Annotated in this window: 12 protein-coding genes and 1 riboswitch; of the genes, 10 read left to right on the forward strand and 2 right to left on the reverse strand. The window is 34.8% G+C overall.

Annotated features, from left to right (window positions below):
* Nucleotides 1-45 precede the first annotated feature (45 nt).
* Nucleotides 46-3,000: a translation initiation factor IF-2 gene (gene infB / locus BW983_RS12005; protein WP_076552175.1), complete on the forward strand. Its 2,955-nt coding sequence runs from the start codon at nt 46-48 to the stop codon at nt 2,998-3,000.
* 81 nt (nt 3,001-3,081) lie between these two features.
* Here infB and BW983_RS12010 read toward each other — a convergent pair whose 3' ends face one another.
* Nucleotides 3,082-3,759, reverse strand: a complete 678-nt coding sequence (locus tag BW983_RS12010) for a hypothetical protein (RefSeq protein ID WP_076552176.1) — start codon at nt 3,757-3,759, stop codon at nt 3,082-3,084.
* 437 nt (nt 3,760-4,196) lie between these two features.
* Here BW983_RS12010 and BW983_RS12015 point away from each other — a divergent pair, with 437 nt between their 5' ends.
* From BW983_RS12015 to pckA, 8 genes are all read left to right on the forward strand, one after another.
* Nucleotides 4,197-7,049: a SusC/RagA family TonB-linked outer membrane protein gene (locus BW983_RS12015; RefSeq protein WP_076552177.1), complete on the forward strand. Its 2,853-nt coding sequence runs from the start codon at nt 4,197-4,199 to the stop codon at nt 7,047-7,049.
* Between the two features lie 12 nt (nt 7,050-7,061).
* Complete coding sequence (locus tag BW983_RS12020) at nt 7,062-8,744, forward strand: RagB/SusD family nutrient uptake outer membrane protein (protein ID WP_076552178.1); 1,683 nt, start codon at nt 7,062-7,064, stop codon at nt 8,742-8,744.
* Between the two features lie 87 nt (nt 8,745-8,831).
* Complete coding sequence (locus BW983_RS12025; RefSeq protein ID WP_076552179.1) at nt 8,832-10,772, forward strand: putative porin; 1,941 nt, start codon at nt 8,832-8,834, stop codon at nt 10,770-10,772.
* A gap of 12 nt (nt 10,773-10,784) precedes the next feature.
* Nucleotides 10,785-12,371 carry a bacillithiol biosynthesis cysteine-adding enzyme BshC gene (gene bshC / locus BW983_RS12030; RefSeq protein WP_076552180.1) on the forward strand — a complete coding sequence of 529 codons (1,587 nt, stop codon included), beginning with the start codon at nt 10,785-10,787 and terminating at the stop codon, nt 12,369-12,371.
* 38 nt (nt 12,372-12,409) lie between these two features.
* Nucleotides 12,410-14,344 carry a LysM peptidoglycan-binding domain-containing protein gene (locus BW983_RS12035; protein ID WP_076552181.1) on the forward strand — a complete coding sequence of 645 codons (1,935 nt, stop codon included), beginning with the start codon at nt 12,410-12,412 and terminating at the stop codon, nt 14,342-14,344.
* Nucleotides 14,345-14,413: 69 nt separating this feature from the next.
* A complete protein-coding gene (fabD, locus tag BW983_RS12040; protein WP_076552182.1) occupies nt 14,414-15,289 on the forward strand; it encodes an ACP S-malonyltransferase in 876 nt (291 codons plus the stop codon).
* 12 nt (nt 15,290-15,301) lie between these two features.
* Nucleotides 15,302-16,207 (forward strand): GYDIA family GHMP kinase, encoded by a 906-nt coding sequence (locus BW983_RS12045; protein ID WP_076552183.1) that lies wholly within the window; start codon nt 15,302-15,304, stop codon nt 16,205-16,207.
* Between the two features lie 127 nt (nt 16,208-16,334).
* Nucleotides 16,335-17,951 carry a phosphoenolpyruvate carboxykinase (ATP) gene (gene pckA / locus BW983_RS12050; protein ID WP_076552184.1) on the forward strand — a complete coding sequence of 539 codons (1,617 nt, stop codon included), beginning with the start codon at nt 16,335-16,337 and terminating at the stop codon, nt 17,949-17,951.
* Nucleotides 17,952-18,133: 182 nt separating this feature from the next.
* On the opposite strand, the gene BW983_RS12055 is transcribed toward pckA, so the two are convergent.
* On the reverse strand, nt 18,134-18,541 hold the full coding sequence (locus BW983_RS12055) for a type II 3-dehydroquinate dehydratase (protein ID WP_076552185.1): 408 nt from the start codon (nt 18,539-18,541) through the stop codon (nt 18,134-18,136).
* Nucleotides 18,542-18,785: 244 nt separating this feature from the next.
* A riboswitch (SAM riboswitch) is annotated at nt 18,786-18,882 on the forward strand.
* A gap of 83 nt (nt 18,883-18,965) precedes the next feature.
* Here BW983_RS12055 and BW983_RS12060 point away from each other — a divergent pair.
* Complete coding sequence (locus BW983_RS12060) at nt 18,966-21,911, forward strand: SusC/RagA family TonB-linked outer membrane protein (protein WP_076552186.1); 2,946 nt, start codon at nt 18,966-18,968, stop codon at nt 21,909-21,911.
* The last annotated feature ends 8 nt before the right edge of the window (nt 21,912-21,919 follow it).

The raw sequence follows: 21,919 nt of genomic DNA on the forward strand, positions 1-21,919 counted from the left end.
AGAAATACTTTAATTTTAAAAATTAAAAAACAGTAAATAATATAGATGCCAAAAATTAGATTAAATAAAGCGGTTAAGGAATTCAACATTTCGATGTCCAGATTAGTAGAATTTTTACAGTCTAAAGGATTCGAGGTTGAAAGCAATCCTAACGCTCAATTGGAAGAATCGGCATATTCTGCATTGGAGGCTGAGTTTGCTAAAGATGGCGAACAACGAAAGGCTTCCCATGAGGTGGTGATCACTAAAGTTCCGGAAGAAAAGCTGGAAATTGAAGAAAAGAAAACCCCTGAAGTGATAAGAGCTAAAGCAAATAAACCAGAAACTAAAATTTTAGGTAAAATAGATTTGGAACCTACTAAACCTGAGGTGGAAGAAACCCCTGCTGCTCCTGTAGTAACACCGGTTGAAGAAAAGAAAGAAGAAATCGTGAAAGAAGAACCGGAAGTGAAAGCAGTTCCAGAAAAGCAGGAATTTAAGGTTTTGGATAAAATTGATTTGTCTCAGATAGAATCTAGAAATAGACCTGTGAAAAAAGACAAACCAAAAATGGAGGAGAAAAAAGAAGATATAAAACCAGTGGAACCAGTAAAAGAAACTCCAAAACCTGTAGTGGTAGAAGAGAAAAAAGTAGAGACTCCAAAAGCTGAGGCTGAACCAGAGTCTCAGGAACCACAAAAAATTGAAACAGTTTATCAGAAACTTGATGGTCCTAAGATCGTAGGTGAAAAGATCGACTTAACTCAGTTTGCACCAAAACCAGGTGCTGGAGCAAAAAAGAAAAGAAAGAGAATTGAAAAACCGGGCGGAGGTCAGAATAACCAAGGTCAAGGTGGAAACAATCAAAACTCTGGAAATAATAACCAAGGAGGTCAAGGAAACCGTCCACACAATAACAATGGTGGTGGACAAGGTGGAAACCGTCAAGGTCAGGGTGGACAAGGAAATCGTCCACAAGGTCAAGGTGGTCAAGGAGGAAACCGTTTCGGAAATAACCAAGGAGGAAACCGTCCAGGTGGACAAGGTGGTGGATTCAAGAAAGGTGGACAAAACAACAGACCTGGTCAAAGAGTTATGCCAGTTGAATTAACTGACGAACAAGTTAAAAACCAGATCAAGGAAACCTTAGAAAAACTTACCAATAAAGGAGGTAAATCTAAATCTGCAAAACACAGAAAAGATAAGAGAACTTTCCGTAGAGAACAGGATGAGCGTCAACAGGAGCTTGAAGCACAAGACAGAACACTTAAAGTAACGGAATTTATTACTGTAGGTGAATTGGCAAGCTTAATGAATGTTTCTCCAACAGAAGTAATTTCTGCTTGTTTCTCACTTGGGGTAATGGTTACCATGAACCAAAGATTAGAAGCGGATACTTTATTATTAGTAGCAGATGAATTCGGATACAAAATTGAATTCTCTGATGCTGATCTTGAAGATACAGATGCGGAAGATGAAATTGATTCTGAAGAAAGCTTAGTGTCAAGAGCACCAGTAGTTACTGTAATGGGACACGTTGACCACGGTAAAACTTCATTACTGGATTACGTTAGAAAAACAAACGTAATTGCAGGTGAATCAGGAGGTATTACACAGCATATCGGTGCTTATAATGTGAAATTGGAAAACGGTCAGAGAATTACATTCTTAGATACTCCAGGTCACGAAGCCTTTACGGCGATGAGAGCGAGAGGTGCACAGATCACGGATATTGCGATTATTGTAATTGCTGCCGATGATGATGTAATGCCACAGACGAAAGAAGCAATTGCCCACGCTCAAGCGGCACAAGTGCCAATGATTATTGCAATTAACAAGGTTGATAAGCCAAATGCTAATCCGGACAACATCCGTCAACAGCTTTCAGGTTTAAATCCTCCGGTTTTAGTTGAAGAATGGGGTGGAAACGTTCAGGCACAGGAAATTTCAGCTAAGTTTGGTAATAATGTTGACGTATTATTGGAGAAAGTTTTATTACAGGCTGAAATGCTTGAACTAAAAGCGAATCCAGAGCGTTCGGCAAATGGTGTTGTTATTGAAGCATCTCTAGATAAAGGTAGAGGTTATGTTGCTACAATGTTAGTACAAACCGGAACCTTAAGAGTAGGAGACTATGTGGTAGCAGGTAAAAATCATGGTAAAGTAAAAGCTTTACTTGATGAAAGAGGAAAAAATCTTGCAGAAGCAGGTCCTTCAATTCCGGCAACAATCCTAGGATTAGACGGGGCGCCAACAGCTGGTGATAAATTCCGTGTATATGCTGACGAAAGTGAAGGTAAAGCGATTGCAAATAAGAGAGAACAGCTTCAGAGAGAACTTTCTATCAGAACGAAAAAACATACAACACTTGAGGAATTAGGTAGACGTATTGCTTTAGGAGAATTCAAAGAATTGAATATTATCCTTAAAGGTGACGTGGATGGTTCAGTAGAGGCACTTTCTGATCAGTTACAAAGATTATCAACTGAAGAGATCAGCGTGAAAATTCTTCACTCAGGTGTAGGACAGATCACGGAATCTGATATCAACTTAGCGGCTGCATCTGATGCAATTATTATTGGATTCAACGTAAGAGCAGGTGCTAATGCTAAAGAACTTGCAGATCGTGAGGAGATTGAAATCAGAACTTACTCTGTAATCTATAAAGCAATTGATGAAGTAAAAGAAGCAATGGAAGGAATGCTTTCTCCGGAAATCCAGGAGCAGGTAATTGGTAATGTTGAAATCCGTGAGGTATTCAAGATTTCTAAAGTTGGATCAATTGCAGGTTGTATGGTTCTTACCGGAAAAGTTACAAGACAATCAAAAGTACGTCTATTGAGAGATGGTATCGTTAAGTTTGATGGTGAGCTTGAAAGCTTGAAGCGTTTCAAAGATGATGTGAAGGAAGTAACAAAAGGTTACGAATGTGGTCTTAACTTGAAAGGTTATAATGATATTGAAATCGGTGATATTCTTGAAGTTTACGAAGAAGTTGCTGTTAAGAAAAAGCTGAAATAATTATTCAGATATATTATAAAATAAGCCGTCTCATTGAGACGGCTTATTTTTTTTCTTTTATTTTGAATTTATAAAATTTTCTTAATTCTGATTAAGAAAAGTAACCAATTTGATTAGGTCTTCATCTTTGTCAAATTTGATCTTATTAGACTTAAAAAATGCTGTTAAAGCATCTTTTTTATCTGGGAACTCTGCTATGATTTCTTTTTGATTTTTTGGTTTCTTAATGAAGCCTTTTTCTGTTTTAATGTAATATATGGGGTCTAGATTACGGAAATTAGCTGGTCTTTCAGTTGCGTAGCCATTTGCTGCCGGAACAACATCTACAAACTTTGTTTTAATTTTTTTGTACAAAGAATTTTTGCCGTTTACAAGCTCAAAAAAATATCCGCTTAATTCATCTGATGTTTCAATTAGAATCATTGTTTGCTTAGGTGATGAAATTTCAATTCTTGCAAATTCAGCGCTTTTTGGAAGCACTTGAGTTTCGTTATTTTTTTTAAATTCTATTTCATCTGTATAACTATTGTATCGTACTGGTATCTGCTCATAGTTTGTTGCGATTTTAGCTGTGACAAAGTCTTTACTATAGTAAGGGGAACCAGCAATATCTTCATATTTAAATGTTTTGCCTGTTGTTGATTTTATACCATCAAATACTGATTGAGTATGTGTGGCTCCGTTTACTGAAAGTGTATTTTGTGCAAAGCTAAAATTTATACCTGCTAAAATTAATGTGGCTAAGACTGTTTTTTTCATTCTTTAAAATTATGATTTTTTAGTTTTTCTTTCAAAAGTAAGAATATATTATTCTAAATAGAAGTATTGAGATGCTTTTTTAGGTTTATGAAAAATAATATTTATTGTTTATTTAAGTAAAATACTAATATATAGACTTTAACTGATTGATTTTTTACTTTAAAAAGCAAGATGAGTTGAGAATAAGGGTTGTTGTAATTTAGATTGATTATAAATAATTTTACACTAACTGATTATTAATTGTTAAAATTTAATGTTTTGATTAATGATTTTAAAATTTGTTAAATTTGAGTGAATGAAAATTACGGAATCTTCTATATATAGTAGGTGAAGCTTGTAATATTGTGAATAAAAATGCTGTAGGACTGTATAAAAAATTTGCCAGTGTTAATATTTATTAACATATTTGCCTCTAAAATATATTAAAATTTGTTAATATGAATGTTAAACTACGTGTATTAACAGCTGGTGTTTTGTTTTTTACAGGACAGGCTGTATTTGCTCAGGAGGGTAAAAAAGACTCCAAAGACAAAGAAACGAAAATTGAGGAAGTAGTTGTTTTGGGATATAGTAAAACATCCACAAAAGCTAAGTCTACATCTTCTTCGGTAACTGTTGGAGCAGAAACATTAGAAAACAGACCTAACATTTCTGTTTTGAATTCCGTCCAAGGTACGGCTCCTGGAGTTGTTGTTAACTCAGGTTCTGGTTCACCTGGTTCAGGGAAATTCAATATTTTGATTAGAGGTATGAGTTCATTAAATGGTTCTACAGATCCTTTGTATGTAATTGACGGTGTTATTACTTCAGGATCTCAGTTTAGAAACTTGAACTCTTATGATATTGAAACTTTCAGTATTTTAAAAGATGCTCAGGCAACTGCTATTTATGGTAACAGAGCTGCAAATGGAGTTGTTGTGATTACGACTAAAACAGGAAGATTTAATTCTGGACTAAAAGTATCATATGATGCATTAACTTCTTTTAGTAAAATGCCTAATGTTGATTATAACATGGCACATGGTAAAGAGCAGTTACAAATACAGAAGAATTTTGGAACCAGTGATGGCGCAAAAATGACTCAGCAACAGATTGATAACTGGGGAGTAGATACAGATTGGAATAAACAATTTACTCAAATCGGTATTGGTCAACAGCATAATTTATCAATCACTGGCGGAGGTGAGAATATTAATAATTTCTTGTCTTTAGGTTATCTAGATCAACAAGGAACAATAAAATCTACAGACTTTAAAAGATTTACTTTAAGAAATAACCTTAATGGAAAGTCTAAAGATGGTAAATTGACTTTTGGAGCGGTTTTAGGACTAGGTTACTCTAAGAGAAATCAGTTAGATGATGAAGAAAATGCAGCAATTAATGCTAACCCATTACAGAACCCATTGTTCGGAGGTGTACTTTCTTCTACGTATAAAACTCCTTCTCCATATGCAAGTGGGCAAGAATTATTTAACAATATTGGGCAATCAATTACAGGTAATACCCAATGGATTCTTCAGGATAACATTAATGGAGGAATTAGAAATAAATATACTGAGCTAAGTATCTCTGCTAATGCTAACGTTAACTATAAGCTTACTGATTATTTAAGTGTAGGGAATAGAACTGGGATTGATTATAAAGAATACGAAAGAATCTTTGCTAGAGCTGCTCAAGGATATCTTGCGCTTTCTGTTGCAAGAGGTCAAGGAGCAAAATATGCCGGTATTGAAACATTTGATACAACACAGGATTTGACTTTTAATAGTATCACAAATATTACATTTAACAAGTCTTTTGGTGATCATACCATTTCAGCTGCGGCTTATATGGATTATATCAAAGTTCATGTTAATCGTAATAGCCAAACACAGAATGGACTAAATCCTTTACAGTGGCAATTTGGAGCGGGTACAGGTTATATTCCATTTAACCCGGATACACCAAACATTTACAGACCTACTATTTTTGCTACGAAAGTTACTGCTGGAACTTTAGCTTACTTTGGTACATTAGACTACGACTATAAAGACAAATATGGTGTAAGTGGGGTGGTAAGAAGAGATGGATCTTATCGTTTCCTTCCTACCAACAGATGGGAGACTTTCTGGTCTGTGGCTCTAAGATGGAATATTGATAAAGAAGATTTCATGGCTAACTCTGGATTCAGATTATTGAAACTTAGAGCGTCAATGGGAACAACAGGGAACCAAAACTTAGGTGTAGCAGTAAATAATGTTAACCCATTAGTTCAGCTTCCAAATAACTTCCTTGATTTATATAATGGTATTTCAGGATATCAAAATCTATTAGGATATAATTTCGCTAACTTATCGAATCCTTATTTAAGATGGGAGCAAGTAAAGCAAACCAACGTAGGGGTTGATTTTAACTATAAAGGTATTGTAGAAGGTAGCTTTGATTATTATCAAAAGAGAACTTCAAGAATGTTTAACAACCTACAAAGGTCTGCAGTTACTGGAGTTTGGGATATAAGAGGAAACGATGGAGTTCTTGATAACAAAGGAGTTGAAGGGTTAATCAGATATAACGCTATCAAAACCGAAAATACGAAGTTGTCAATTTTCGTAAATGGAGCTTATAACTCGAACAAGATTGTCTCAATGAACAATGAGGATATATCAGATGATATTGCAGATGCAATTGGAGGTCCAGCTAATCAGTTTATTATGTATCCTTATGTAGGTGTAAATCCTAATAATGGAAACATGTTATTCCTTGATATTAATGACAATATTACAGAGAATCCACAAACAACTGATAGAAGACGTACAGGGAAGTCTCCATATGCAAAATTTACAGGAGGATTTGGATTTAACTTCCAACATAAAGGATGGTTCTTAGATACATTATTCTCTTTCCAACAAGGAGGATGGATTTATGACAACTTACTTTCTTGGGCTATGAACCCTAGTTATTCAAGTGGTAATAATGTTTCTGCAGATTTATTAAACGCATGGACTCCAAATAATAGAAACACAGATGTTCCAGCTTTAGATGCTGAAAATACAGGTAGAGATGGTTCTTCTGACAGATTCTTAAAGAGTACGGATTTCATCAGACTTAAAAATGTTTCTTTAGGTTATAGCTTTACTAAAGATCAATTAGGAAAATTACCAGTTAGAGGTATTAAAGTATTTGTTCAGGCAGAAAACATTTATACATGGACTAAGTGGAAAGGGTTTGATCCTGAACCAGTTACAACATCTTCGTTAAATGTATACCCTAACCCTAAAACAGTGTCAGTAGGATTAAATGTTGATTTTTAATAGAAAAAAGTTATGAAAAGAATAATAAATACAATATTAACAGTTGCAACGTTATCGACAGTAGGATTCACTCTGAATAGCTGTCAGGATGCGTTAGATATTAAACAGGCAGGAGAATTGCAGCCAGATGATTTATTTACATCGGTAGCCAATCTTAATGATGCTTTAAATGGATCTGTTTATGCTCAGTTAGAGCCTATAGAAGAAATATATTTTACAGCCGTATTTACAGACGAAGTAAAGCCTGGTTTCGGTAGTGGTGGACAGGAGTATGAATTACATAGACATTTCTTAGATGCATCTTCCGCTACAGTAGGATCAAGTGCTTCTATTGCTGCTGGAGCAACTAGCTATGGAATATGGTTAAATCATTACAGAGTTATTAATAGAGTTAATAGATTACTTGAAGGGGCAAAAGGAATTACTCCTAAATCAACAGAAGTAGCTCAGTATAATAGTATTCTTGCACAGGCAAGAGCAATTAGAGCGTATTCTTATCTTCAGTTGGAGACTTTTTTCTCTACTGATATGAAAGATCCTAATGCGTTAGGCGTTATTTTATTGAAAGATGTTCCTGCTACAGATGCTAAATTACCAAGAGCTAAAAATCAGGATGTGTACGACTTTATTAATGCAGATTTAGATTATGCCAGAGGTATTTTACCAAATTCTACAACTGCTAGAAGATATGCTGTTGATAAGAATTTTGTAAATGCTGTTGCAGCTCGTTTAAATCTCTATAGAGGAAATATGGCTTTAGCAAAACAGTATGCAGAAACAGTAATCAATAATTCTGGTTTAACTCTTACGGTTGCAACCCCAATGACAGGTACGAACTCTGCAGTTCCAGTTACAGAAGCAAATGGAACACCATTTCAATCTGGTAACTTTACTGAACCGCCAACTAATAAGTGGAATATAGCATTTTATGGAGGTGTTACTGCTGCCAATGGAAATGGTATTGTAGGTGGATCTTTCAACCCATATAGAAGAATGTGGGCTGATTCTGATAACGGAGAAGTTATATTCTCTCTTAACAGACTTCCTTTAGGTGCCGGTGTAAATATAGGTTCAAGATGGAACACAAATGCATCTAATATTAATGGTAACCCAATGTGGAACTGGGGAAGAAATTTATACAATTTATTTGAGGCTCTTCCTGGAGATATTAGAAAGTATGCATATGTAGATCCTACTTTTGAGGATAACCCAGATTGGGATCAGCCAGGTCAAGATACTCGTGATGATGTTTTGATGATTGATAAATATCCTGGAAAGACAGGTACTGCAGTTAGAAATGATATTAAAGTTTTCAGATTATCTGAAATGTATTTCATTTTAGCTGAAGCAGAGGTGGCAGCAGGAAATATGACAGCAGCTCATGATTTGATTCAAAAAGTAAGAGTAGCAAGAACTTTTGCTGGGACTCCAACAACTCCTACTTATACAAGTACTCAAGTTGCATATGCTGACATTTTAAAAGAGCGTAGAATTGAACTTGCATTAGAAGGTCACCGTTATATTGACTTGAAAAGGTTAGCTGTAGTGGCTGGTGTTTCTATGGATAGAAATCCTACGGATGATATCATTACAGTAAAAAATCTACCAAACGGAGATTACAGGTATACACTACCTATTCCTTTGAAGGAAATATCTGCAAACCCTAATTGCGTACAAAACCCTGGTTATAACTAAAATATAATCATATTATATACAACCCCTGCTCAAAGCAGGGGTTTTTATTTACTATTATTTCTTATTTTTGCTGTACAATAATGAATAATGAAGTACATACTTTTCATACTTACTTTCTTTGGCTTTGCTGCACACGCACAGGTTGTTAATACACCGGATAATAATAAATCTCAACCAAAACCGGAAGATACACTTGTCATAGACTCAGGAAAAAAAGACTCCTTAAAGATTTTTAAACCCACTATCAATGATTATCAATATCAGACGCAGTTTTCAGAGAAAAAAGTGTTCGATACGGTGATGACATTTGATAAAACCTATATATTTTCACAGTATAACAATACAGATAACTTTGGAAGAGTACAACCTGGAAATATCGGGTCAGGTTTTAATCCTTTAGTATTCGAAGTGAATGCTGAACAGAATTTATCTCTATTACCGTCCAATAAATCTTACATGATTTTGGGAGCAAATGACGTGAAATATTATGATGTAAAAACTCCGACAGCAGCATTTGTCTATCACAATGCAATGAGAAATGGAGCAGCTTTAAGATCTACATATACTCAAAACATTGGTAAAAGGTTTAATTTTGCTTTAGAATATACAGGGCTTCGTTCACAAGGTCTTTATAGAAATTCATTGTCTGCCAATAACAATACAATATTCTCAGGACACTATACTTCAAAAAGTGGAAACTATGAACTTTTTGCTCACTACATTCACCAAAATGTAAATAACCAGGAAAATGGCGGTATCGTAGAAGATGATTTGTTTCAAGCTGGTAGCAGTGATTATAAAAACAGACAAAATGCCAGGGTTAATTTAGAATCAAGCAGCTCGCAATTTGCCTACAGAAGATATTATTTAAGTCATCAGTTTACTCCTTTCAATTCAGAGAAATTTCCTTTCAGCATCAGACATACAATTTCTCATCAAGGAAATAAATATTACTATAACCAAGGAGCATTGGAGGGATATTGGTATAAAGATCCTGTAGAATTAGTCAATGGATTTCCTTTAACAACAAAAAAATATTCAAGTAATTTCAGCAATACTTTAAGCTTGGTTTTTAACAATGAAAAATTCAAGTTGGATGCCGGAGTTCGTTATCAATCCATTAAATTGGGGATAAGAGATGTCGTTGCATTAAACGGAGTTCCTTTTCCTGAAGAACTTAAAGAAAACAGAATTGGTGCCGTAGGAAACTTACAGGTAAAACTTTGGGACAAAATTCAATTGAATTCATTCTTAGAATTTTCAAATGGAAGTCAATTTAAAAGTTATCTTAAAACAACCAATAATCTGAAGTTTGAGCCAATAAAAGATTATTTTGTGAATGCAAAAGTAAACTTTCAAAGCGCTTATCCTTCGTTCAACTACTTGTTAAACACATCTGTTTACAACAAATTCAATTATTATCTTGAAGATGCGAAAAACCAATCCGTAATGGAACTTGGCGGAAGTATAAATTTAAAATGGTTTAAAACGGAAATCTTCGCCAATTATTTCAGAATAGATAACTATACCTATCTTGATAGCAATGCAGCTCCAAAACAGAGCGAAAGTTCATTGAATATTTCTCAGATCGGAGGAGACGCAACATTCAGCTATGGTAAATTCCACCTGAACACAAGATTACACTTCCAAAATGCATTGACCAATAAAAATCTATTGCCAATGCCAAGCTTTATCGGAAGAGCTAACTTTTTCTATCAAACACTTGCATTTAAAAAGGCAGCAGAAATCCAGGCTGGGGTAAAAGTATATTACTTCTCTAAGTTTGGTTCAAGAGATTATTCTCCTATTCTTAACGAATATCTCCTTCCGGACTCAAAGGCTTTTGTCATAGGAGGGCAACCCATTGCAGATTTATATATTAATATGAAGGTTAAAAAAATGTTTTTCTTCATAGAAGGACAACAGATAGGAACCTTTATTTCTCATAACAAAGCATATGCATTTCCGCATTATCCGGTATATGACTTCAGATTGAATATCGGAATTGTGTGGTATCTGTTCAACTAAAAACTATACAAGTTGAAAACAATTAATAAAATATCATTTAACGATATAGAAAGCATACCTCAATTGGTAAAAGATTTTCTGAATCAAAAAATTGAGGGTTTTGAAAATAAAACATTTTCCTTAGATCACTTTAGCCAACAGATTCATCTGAAAAAAGAGTCCTTTTCTGAAGAGCAAAGAAATATCTTATCAGAAGTATTTGAAAAACAGCTTTCAGGTCTTTCCCTTTCTTCAAAGCAAAAAGAAAATCTGGAAAACCTTAAGTTGCCCAATACATTCACTATTACAACAGGACATCAGTTGAATTTGTTTTCAGGACCTGTTTTCTTTGTCTATAAAATTTTGCAGACCATTAAAACATGTACTTATCTGAAAGAAAACTTTCCGGATTTCAATTTTGTTCCTGTATATTGGATGGCTTCAGAAGATCATGATTTTGTAGAAATTAATCATTTTAAGACAGAGAATAATTACTACGAAACCAACGAAAAATCAGGAGGTCCTGTAGGTAGAATTGAAATTAATGATACTTATTTTATCTCAGAATTTGAAAATGAATTCAAAGATTCAGTTTTTGGGACAGAATTGATTTTGATGTTGAAGGAAGCTTATAAAGTAGGAAATACTTTAACTCAAGCTATTCAAATTCTTGTGAACCGTATTTTCTCTGAATTCGGACTTCTGATTCTTGATGGAGATTCAAGTGAACTTAAAGAACAGATAAAACATGTTTTCAAAGACGAATTGCTTCATTTTAGCTTACAGAAAACATCCAAAGAGAAAGTGAACTTACTGACTGAAAAATATGGAAAGGTTCAGGTAAACCCACGTGACATTAATCTTTTTTATCTTTCAGAAACAAGAGACAGAATTGATTTTAACGGACAGAAATATATTGTTGTAGACACAAATATTCAGTTTACAGAAGAAGAACTTCTGATAGAACTGGAAAATCATCCTGAAAGATTCAGTCCCAATGCATTGATGCGTCCCGTATATCAGGAAAAAGTATTACCCAATCTTGCATATATTGGTGGAAACGCCGAAATCATGTATTGGCTGGAACTTAAAGACTATTTTTCAAAAGTCAATATTCCTTTCCCGATTTTGATTCCAAGGAACTCCATGCTTTTCCTTAAAGAGAAAACATTAGGTAAAATTGAAAAACTGGATCTTAAAATAGAAGACTTCTTTCAAAACTTTACCGCTATTACCAATCATAAAATTTTAGAAGATAATACGATTTTAAAATTACTGGAAGAGAAAGAAGAACTGCTTGTTAATAATTTTAATCAATTAAAACTATCTGCAGAAAGCACAGAAAAATCCTTTGGAAATATGGTGAAAGCAGAAGAAGTAAGACAATTGAAATCATTCAAAAGAATGAAAAAGCGTTTGCTTCATGCTGAGAAAATAAAGCAGAATGAATTATTGGAAAGGCTTGAAAATCTGTTTATGGATGTTCACCCTTCTAAAACATGGCAGGAAAGAGTATATAACTTTAGTGTATTCTTTTCAGATTATGGGTATTCGTGGCTTGAAAATTGTTTGGAAGAGATGGTGGTTCAAGATTCCAAATTAATAATTGTTGCCATTTAATTTTAAAGAAGTATTTTTGTAAATTATAATTATCTAATATGATAAAGAGGTTTTTTATTCTATCCAGTTTATGTATGGTTTTGGGAGTTTCAGCCCAGAAATCACATACGGTTGTACAAGGCGATAACCCTTACAACATTGCAAAAAAGTATGGAATGACTGTAGATGAATTGCTGAAGCTAAACCCAAAGCACAAAGATGGTAAATTGGCTATCGGAGATGTTTTAACTATAAAATCAGAGAAGGCAGCAACTCCGGTTGTAACAAAAACTGCCGTAGCTGAAAAAGTAAATGCCACTGGTGGTGTTGCTGTAGGTAAAATAGTTTTACAGCCAAAACAGACCATTTACGGAATTACAAAACAATACCGAATCTCTGAAACTGATTTAAGAAAATTGAATCCCGAACTGGATTCTCACATGAAAATCGGTGACGAAATTACTTTACCTCTTGCAAGCATCAAAAAATATGGTGATCAGCAAACGGTGGTTGCTCCTCCTAAACATGTGGAAACCCCAGTTGAAAAAGTAGAAACTGCTACACCTGCTGTAGAAGGAGAATCTTATGTAATTCAGGCTAAAGATAATTATTACAGAATTACAAAACAGTTTGGTATCAGTCAACAGGATCTTTACGCTTTAAATCCAGGATTGGAAGAAAAAGGATTAAAACCTGGTGAGACCATCAAAATAAAAAGATCAAATAACAACGATACCGTTGTTGAAACAGCTAATCCAAAAGAAAAAATGGATTCAGGGAACGAAAAAACTTCCACTGTTTCCAATAATGTGGTTGTAGGAGAGGATTACGTTACTTATACCGTTCAGCAAGGAGACACAGTATTCTCTATTGTGAATAAATTTGGGGTAAGTATTGATGAATTAATAGCTCTTAACCCTGATCTTTCAAAAGGATTAAAAGCTGGAATGGTTCTAAAGATTAAGAAACAGGATCCAGTATATATTAAGAAAAATGGAGATGCTCTAAGTGTTGTATTAATGCTTCCTTTTGGATACAGTACCAATGAAACGCAATACAGAACAATGGCTCTTGACTTTTTGACAGGTGCTAAACTTGCAATCGAAAGAAATGCAAAAGGAGGGCAGAAATTGGATATTAAAATTGTAGACTCAGGAAATGAAGCTTCTTTCAAAAATTCCCTGACTCAGATTAATCCTGATAATACAGACCTTATTATTGGTCCATTCTTTAAGTCTAACGTAATTGATGTTTTAGATTTTACTAAAAATCAAAAAATTCCTGTGGTGGCACCATTTGCCAATACACCGGAACTGTACAACTATAGCAACTTGATTATCGTAGAAACGAACAATCAAACCTATGCAGACAAAATCGTAGAAGAAGTAAAAGGAGTATATTCAGATCAAAAAATATATGTAGTAGCAGATTCTAAAAAAGAAAATGCAAACTATATTAAATCAGGACTTGAAAAAGCTGTGAAAAATCCTAATATCGTGATTGTAAATTCCCCTGCGGAAATTCAATTAGACCAGAATATGATGACAGGACAATCTGCTCCGGTTATTGCAATTTTGGCGAATGATGATATGGGGGATGCCTTTGCAAACAAAATCGTAAGTCTTTCTAAAGAAGTACAGGGAGTAAAAGCATTCAGTATGTTCTATTCTCCGGTTTTCGAAAAGAAAGTAGATGAATTGAGCCAGGCTAGCTTAGTATACCTGATGGATAGAAAAATCAATACGGACGGTAATTTTGAAAAAGAGATCCTTGCAGCTTATAAAAACAAATACTGCAAAACACCTCCAAAATATGCCATCGTAGGATTTGATGTTGTTAATGATATGTTGACAAGAGAAAATAAAAAAGGAGAAATTTTTAAGCAAATGAACAAGGTTCAGACTCAGCTTGCAACAAAATTTGAGTTTGTAAAATCTAAAGCTAATGGTGCTTATGTAAACACAGGTTACAGAGTAATCAGGTTAGTTCCTTAATGATTTATAACTCTTACACAGAATATTGTTAACATTATAATTATATTTGCATAATATTTAATTCAATACATGAAAGCACTTGTATTTCCAGGTCAGGGTTCTCAGTTCGTAGGAATGGGAAAAGAATTGTATGATTCTAGAAAAGATATTAAAGATCTTATGGAATCTGCCAACGAAATTTTAGGTTTCGACATTCTTTCCATTATGTTTCACGGAACAGATGCGGATCTTAAGAAAACAGAGGTTACCCAGCCTTCAATTTTTATACATTCAGTAGCAGCATTAAAAGCAGTAAACGGGCTTGGAGCTGAGATGGTAGCAGGACATTCCTTAGGAGAGTTCTCTGCATTGGTAGCAAACGGCGTTTTATCTTTTGATGATGGTTTGAAACTAGTATCAGAAAGAGCTAAGGCTATGCAGGATGCTTGTGATGCAAATCCAAGTTCTATGGCAGCAATCCTAGGATTAGAAGATGCTAAAGTTGAAGAAATCTGTGCTCAAATCAGTGGAATTGTAGTTCCGGCAAACTATAACTGCCCAGGACAATTGGTAATTTCAGGAGAAACTCCAGCAGTGGAGGAAGCTTGTGCTAAGCTAAAAGAAGCAGGAGCAAAAAGAGCCTTATTACTACCGGTAAACGGAGCTTTCCATTCACCATTGATGCAGCCTGCACAAGAAAGACTAGCAGCAGCTATAGAAAAAACAAAATTCAGAAAAGCAACGATTCCTGTATATCAGAATATCACTACTACAGCTGTCACAAATCCAGATGAGATCAAACAAAATCTGATTGCTCAGCTTACAGGTCCTGTAAAATGGACACAGTCTGTTCAGAATATGATTAAAGACGGTGCATCTAATTTCGTAGAAGTTGGACCAGGAAAAACCCTTCAGGGATTAATCAAAAAAATTGACGGATCAGTAGATGCTACTTCTGCAATCTAATTAATAAAAAATATGAACGCGATATTTTCACCGGGCAAGCTTATGCTTACTTCAGAATATTTCGCAATAGATGGAGCTCTTGTCTTAGCGGTACCTACCAAGCTGGGACAAGAGTTTTTCTTTGAAGAAAAAGATGATAATCAATCATTGATTTTCTGGGAGGCGCTCCATCAAAACAAACCTTGGTTGAAAGCTGTCATCGATTATAAAAACTGGCAGATTCTAGAAACCAATATTCCTTTAAGCGCTGAATTTATTTTAAAGACATTAAAGAATGTTCAGCAGCTTTCTACTATTAAATTCAAAAAAGATTTTACATATCATTTAAAGACAAATCTTCAATTTCCCGCAGACTTTGGTCTTGGAAGTAGTTCCACACTAATGAATAATCTCGCGGAATGGGCAGAAATTGATCCTTTTTACTTAAATACTATCAGTTTAGGAGGAAGCGGATATGATATTGCAGTCGCAAAAGAAAAATCTGCAGTGCTTTTCCAGAGCAAACCTGAGATTAAATTTGAGAAGGTAGATTTTAATCCTTCATTTAAAAACGAATTAATTTTTATCCATTTAAACCAAAAGCAAGATAGCAGAGAAGGGATCAATCTTTACAAGTCTAAAAATAAATTTCCGGAGTTGATAAATGAATTTTCTGATATTACAAAGAAAATTTTATTATGCAATGAATTGGATAATTTTTCTGAGCTAATGATGATTCATGAGCGAAAAATTTCTGATTTTATTGAAATTCCTACAGTTAAGGAGAGGTTATTCTCAGATTGCCCCTCTTTTGTCAAAAGTTTAGGTGCTTGGGGCGGAGATTTCGTGATGAGTGCCAAATTTGGGGGTTATAAAGACTATTTTTGGGAGAAAGGTTTTACTACGGTTTTTGAATGGTCAAATATAATTGATTTATAATCAATAATTTACAATCCTGTTTTTTTATTTGTCATTCTGACTTATATCAGTATATTTAAACCACCTTTAACAAATAATTAATATTATTTTTGTTGAAGTCAATAAAGAAATAGAAAATATAAGTAAAATGAAAAACACTAAAATCATCCAGGATTTAGAGAAATTAGGGATTAAAGGAAACTATGAAGTAGTGTATAATCCTTCTTATGAAGAATTATATCAGGCTGAAGTTTCTTCTGAAAATCAGGGGTTTGAGAAAGCGGAACTTACAGAATCGGGCGCGGTATCAGTAAAAACAGGAATTTTCACAGGTCGTTCACCTAAAGACAGATATATTGTTCAGGATGATGTTACAAGAGATACAATTTTCTGGGATGGTAAAGTAAATTTACCAACTACGTCGGAAATTTTCGGGTCTTGTAAAGAATTAGTGATGAGCCAGCTTTCTGAAGCTAAGAAAATTTATGTTGTAGATGCTTTCTGTGGAACAAATGCAGATACAAGACTTAAAGTAAGATTTATTGTGGAAGTAGCATGGCAGGCGCATTTTGTTACAAACATGTTTATCCGTCCTTCTCACTATGAACTTGAGAACTTCGGAGAACCAGATTTCACAGTAATCAATGGTTCCAAAACAACTAACCCGAACTGGGAAGCTCAAGGATTGAACTCTGAGAACTTCATTATGTTCAACCTTACTGAAAAACTACAGATCATCGGAGGTACTTGGTACGGAGGTGAGATGAAGAAAGGAATGTTCGCTATGATGAACTATTACCTTCCATTAAAAGGTATGGCTTCAATGCACTGTTCTGCAAACGTAGGAGAAAAAGGTGATGTAGCTTTATTCTTTGGTCTTTCAGGAACAGGAAAAACTACTTTGTCAGCAGATCCGAAAAGATACCTTATCGGTGATGACGAGCACGGTTGGGATAACAACGGAGTATTCAACTATGAAGGTGGATGCTACGCTAAAGTAATTGATTTATCAGAAGAAAAAGAACCGGATATCTTCAGAGCAATTAAGAGAGATGCACTTCTTGAAAACGTTGTTATTAACAATGGAGTAGCAGATTATACAGACGGATCTATCACTGAAAATACAAGAGTTTCTTATCCAATCTATCATATTAACAAGATTGTATTACCATCTAAGGCTGGTCATGCGAAAAAGATCGTTTACCTTTCAGCTGATGCATTCGGAGTACTTCCTCCGGTTTCTATCCTGAACGAAGATCAGGCACAATACCACTTCCTTTGCGGCTATACATCAAAATTAGCAGGAACTGAAAGAGGAATCACTGAACCTCAACCATCTTTCTCTCCGGCATTTGGTGAAGCGTTTCTTACATTACACCCAACAATGTATTCCAAGACGTTGATCGGTAAAATGCAGGAGCACGGAGCTAAAGCTTATTTGGTAAACACAGGTTGGAATGGTACCGGAAAGAGAATTTCTCTAAAAGATACAAGAGCAATCATTGATGCTATCATCGACGGTTCTATTGATAACGCTCCTAAAACTCAGGTTCCAATCATGAATCTTGAAATCCCTACTGAACTTCCAAATGTTTCTACAGGTATCCTTGATCCTAGAGATACTTATGAAAATACTTCAGAATGGGAAGAAAAAGCGAAAGATCTTGCTTCAAGATATATCAAGAACTTTGAACAGTACTGTGATACTGAAGAAGGTAAGAGATTAATTGCTTCAGGACCTCAATTGCAAGAACAAACTATCTAATCAGATATTTATAAATAGAAAGCCTCATCATTGATGAGGCTTTTTTATTTTATATCTCGCTGATAACGCAGATTTTGCAGATATTTGCGCTGTAAATAAACACATGAAAATCAAGATCTGCTTCATCTGTTAAATCTGCGAGCAAATAATATTACATCTTGTATAAAGAGTAAGATTTGTTATTACTTCAAACTAATAATAGCCAATCTGTACCCATCCATCCCAAATCCGGATAAAACAGCATCGGTATTGGCAGCAGTTACAGATTTTTGTCTGAATTCTTCTCTTTTGTAAATATTACTGATATGAACCTCAACTTTAGGTTTTCTAATGTTTTTCAGACAATCTGCAATGGCATAAGAATAATGAGTGAAAGCTCCGGGGTTAATCACAACAGCATCAAAATCATCTTTCTGCAATCTATTAATAATTTCCCCTTCAATATTTGACTGGTAATATTGAATTTCATGAGATACAAATTCGGATTTTAAATTTTCCAAATAAGTTTCCATAGAAACAGTTCCATAGATTTCCGGTTCTCGGGTTCCTAACAGGTTAAGGTTAGGACCATTTATAATCAAAACTTTCATTCTATAAAATTAAAAAGTTTTTTTAATTAAAGGTTAAAAATATTTGCTCAGTATGACATTTGCTTCATTGAATTATTAATAATGATATTTGTCATGTTTAAGAAAGTGATAATTTTTGTAAGTCCTTATTTTAAGGGGTTTTAATATAATCTTATGTTAATTTTTGAAAATTTATCATGAAAAACAAATAAGTCTACTTGTTTTGTAGACTAAAAGTTTATAGCTTTGCAACCATATTTCGATCGGCTTATAAAGAAAGATGGAGGGAACTGACCCTGTGAAGTCTTAACAACCTGCTACGCGCAAGGTGTTACATTCAGCCTTTAAAGGAAAAATAAGCGTTTGGTTTATCGTATCAATCGATGCCCTTTGCTGACTTTTCTGCAAGGGGCAAAATTTTAATATATGATAAATAAAATTGATTATGATTAATAAAAAATTAATTAATTCTAAAATTTGGATACCACCTGTGGCAGCGTTTTTCTTAGGAATTGTAAGTGTAAGCGGGCAGAATTCCAAACCTAAAAAAGATACACTTAAAGAAAAAGAAATCGATGAAGTAGTGGTTGTTGCTTATGGTAAAGCTAAAAGAAATAGCTATACAGGTTCAGTGGCTACTATCTCCAGCGATAAAATCAATAACAGACCGGTAACCAATATTACAAAGGCATTGGACGGACAGGTGCCAGGTGTGCAAATCACAGGTGCTTCAGGACAGCCGGGAGCCATTTCTACTATCCGAATCAGAGGAGTTGGCTCTGTAAGTGCCTCAAGTGATCCTCTATACGTAGTGGACGGAATTCCTTTTGATGGAAATTTAAATTCAATAAGCCCAAGTGATATTGAATCTATCAGTGTACTGAAAGATGCTACGGCAAGTGCATTATATGGTTCAAGAGGAGCAAACGGGATTATCATCATTACAACAAAATCCGGTAAAAAAGGCGAGGCTAAGGTAAATTTTAACATCAGCCAGGGATTTTCTAACCGAGCAGTAAAAGATTATGAACAGGTAAATACTGATCAATATTTTCAATTGTATTGGGAGGCGATGAGAAACGGATATCAGTCTAAGCAAATTTCTGCACAACAGGCTGGGCAGATGGCTTCAGATAATCTTATTTACGGTCCAGGAGGTTTGTCTATCAATCCTTATGGAGCTAATTATCCTAAGCCAGTAGGACCAGATGGAAAATTATTACCAGGTGCAAAAGCATTGTGGAATGATGACTGGAGAGATATTTTACAAAGAGTAGCTTCCAGAAATCAGGTAGATTTAGATATTAGTGGCGGAAGTGATAAAAGTAATTATTTCTTTTCATTAGGATATCTTGATGATAAAGGTATGGCAATTGAATCCGGATTCAAAAGATATAATACCAGATTAAAGATCAATTCTGAAGTAAAAAGCTGGTTGAATGTTGGAGTGAATTTAAGCTATACCAACAGTATTCAGCAGGCGCCTCCTTCATCAGATTCTAAAGCAAGTAATATCATTCATGCTGCAAGATCTATTCCTTCGTTCTATCCTTATTATGAAAGAAATGATGACGGGTCTTATGTATTGGATAAAGAAGGAAATAAAATTTATGATTTTGGTAAATACAGACCTACGGCGGCTCTTCAGAATCAGAATGCTGCGGCAAGTTTACCATTGGATAAGAATGAGAATAAGGAAGATAACTTCTCTGGAAAAGGGTTTATGGAACTTACTTTCCTTCCGGAATTGAAGTTCAGATCGAGCTTTTCTGTAGATCTAGTGAATTATAACGGTCATTTATATTCCAATCCGCTTTTAGGACAAGGTTCTGAAATCGGAGGTTCGGTGACAAGATCGAACAACAGAACGCTTTCTTATACTACCAGTAATATTTTGACGTACGATAAGAGATTTGGTAAACATCACGTTAATGTTTTAGCGGGACATGAATTTTATAAATATGATTACCAGACTATTTCAGGAACAAGAAATAATTTCTCTCTTCCTTATTACTATGAGCCGGATGCGGCTTCTTTATTGGTGAGCTTCAGTGGAAACAGTGATAAATTAAGCTTATTGAGTTTCCTTGGGAAAGTAGAGTATGATTATGCTAATAAATATTTCATATCAGCTTCAGGAAGAGCCGATGCATCTTCAAGATTCTCTCCTGATAACAGATGGGGTAGATTCTGGTCAGTAGGAGGTTCTTGGAAAGTTTCCAATGAAGACTTTATTAAGGACCTGAATTTCTTCAACCTTTTAACACTACGTGCGAGTTATGGTGGACAAGGAAATGATAAGTTGCTAAGACCAAATGGATTACCTCTTTACTATGCTTATCAGGAGCTGTATAGAAATCAAAATCTTGGTGGTGAGGCGGGAACAACATTGGAAAAGGCAAGAACTGAAGATTTGAAATGGGAAACCAATCTTAACCTGAATGTGGGACTTGAGTTTGCAATTCTTAATAACAGAATTAAAGGTAATATCGAATATTTCCAGAGAAAAAGCCAGGATCTTTTGTTTAACATGCCTGTAGCCCCATCTGTGGGAATCAGTGATTTTCCTATGAATATCGGAACGATTAAAAATACAGGATTTGAGTTTTCATTATTTACAACCCCTATAAGAAATGATAATTTCCAATGGAATGTAGATTTGAACTTAAGTACTTTGAATAATACAATCACCAAGTTACCTGCAGGTTCTATAGTGTCAGGAACAACCAAACTATTAAGGGAAGGAGGTTCTGTATATGACTTCTTTATCCCGGAATGGGTGGGAGTAGATCCTACTAATGGAAATCCGCTATGGAAGACTATTTATAAGGATGCTAATGGCAATTCAGTAGAAGGAACAACTTCAGAATACGGTAAAGCAGTAAAAACATTACAGGGATCTGCATTGCCAAAAGTAACAGGGGGAATCAGTACAAGTATTACGTATAAAAACTTTGATTTTTCAGGATTGCTGACATTTAAGATCGGTGGGAAAATCCTGGATACGGATTATACTTCTATCATGCATAATGGTAGCGCAGGAGGACGTTCATGGAGTGCAGAAATGCTGAACAGATGGACTCCGGAAAACCGTTACACAGATGTTCCTGCTTTGAGTACAACAACAAATAACTGGACTTCAACGTCTTCAAGATTTTTATATTCAGGGACATATGCGAGACTTAAAAATGTGAGCTTAGGATATACTCTTCCATCTGATTATTTTGAAAAAATAGGACTTAAAAAGTTCAGAATTTATGTACAGGCAGAAAACCTTCTGACTTTCTACAAACATAAAGGAATGGACCCTGAGCAAGCGTTGGATGGTACAACATATTACAGATATCCGGCAATGAGAACGATCACTTTTGGCCTTCAGGCAACTCTTTAATCTTTAAA

The organism is Chryseobacterium ureilyticum (assembly GCF_900156735.1).
In the GTDB taxonomy this organism is placed as follows: Bacteria; Bacteroidota; Bacteroidia; order Flavobacteriales; family Weeksellaceae; genus Chryseobacterium; species Chryseobacterium ureilyticum.

Excerpts from the sequence above, each read along its gene's own strand:
- infB (WP_076552175.1), top strand. The coding sequence starts at position 46 with ATGCCAAAAATTAGATTAAATAAAGCGGTTAAGGAATTCAACATTTCG.
- BW983_RS12010 (WP_076552176.1), bottom strand. The coding sequence starts at position 3,759 with ATGAAAAAAACAGTCTTAGCCACATTAATTTTAGCAGGTATAAATTTT.
- BW983_RS12015 (WP_076552177.1), top strand. The coding sequence starts at position 4,197 with ATGAATGTTAAACTACGTGTATTAACAGCTGGTGTTTTGTTTTTTACA.
- BW983_RS12020 (WP_076552178.1), top strand. The coding sequence starts at position 7,062 with ATGAAAAGAATAATAAATACAATATTAACAGTTGCAACGTTATCGACA.
- BW983_RS12025 (WP_076552179.1), top strand. The coding sequence starts at position 8,832 with ATGAAGTACATACTTTTCATACTTACTTTCTTTGGCTTTGCTGCACAC.
- BW983_RS12035 (WP_076552181.1), top strand. The coding sequence starts at position 12,410 with ATGATAAAGAGGTTTTTTATTCTATCCAGTTTATGTATGGTTTTGGGA.
- fabD (WP_076552182.1), top strand. The coding sequence starts at position 14,414 with ATGAAAGCACTTGTATTTCCAGGTCAGGGTTCTCAGTTCGTAGGAATG.
- BW983_RS12045 (WP_076552183.1), top strand. The coding sequence starts at position 15,302 with ATGAACGCGATATTTTCACCGGGCAAGCTTATGCTTACTTCAGAATAT.
- pckA (WP_076552184.1), top strand. The coding sequence starts at position 16,335 with ATGAAAAACACTAAAATCATCCAGGATTTAGAGAAATTAGGGATTAAA.
- BW983_RS12055 (WP_076552185.1), bottom strand. The coding sequence starts at position 18,541 with ATGAAAGTTTTGATTATAAATGGTCCTAACCTTAACCTGTTAGGAACC.
- BW983_RS12060 (WP_076552186.1), top strand. The coding sequence starts at position 18,966 with ATGATTAATAAAAAATTAATTAATTCTAAAATTTGGATACCACCTGTG.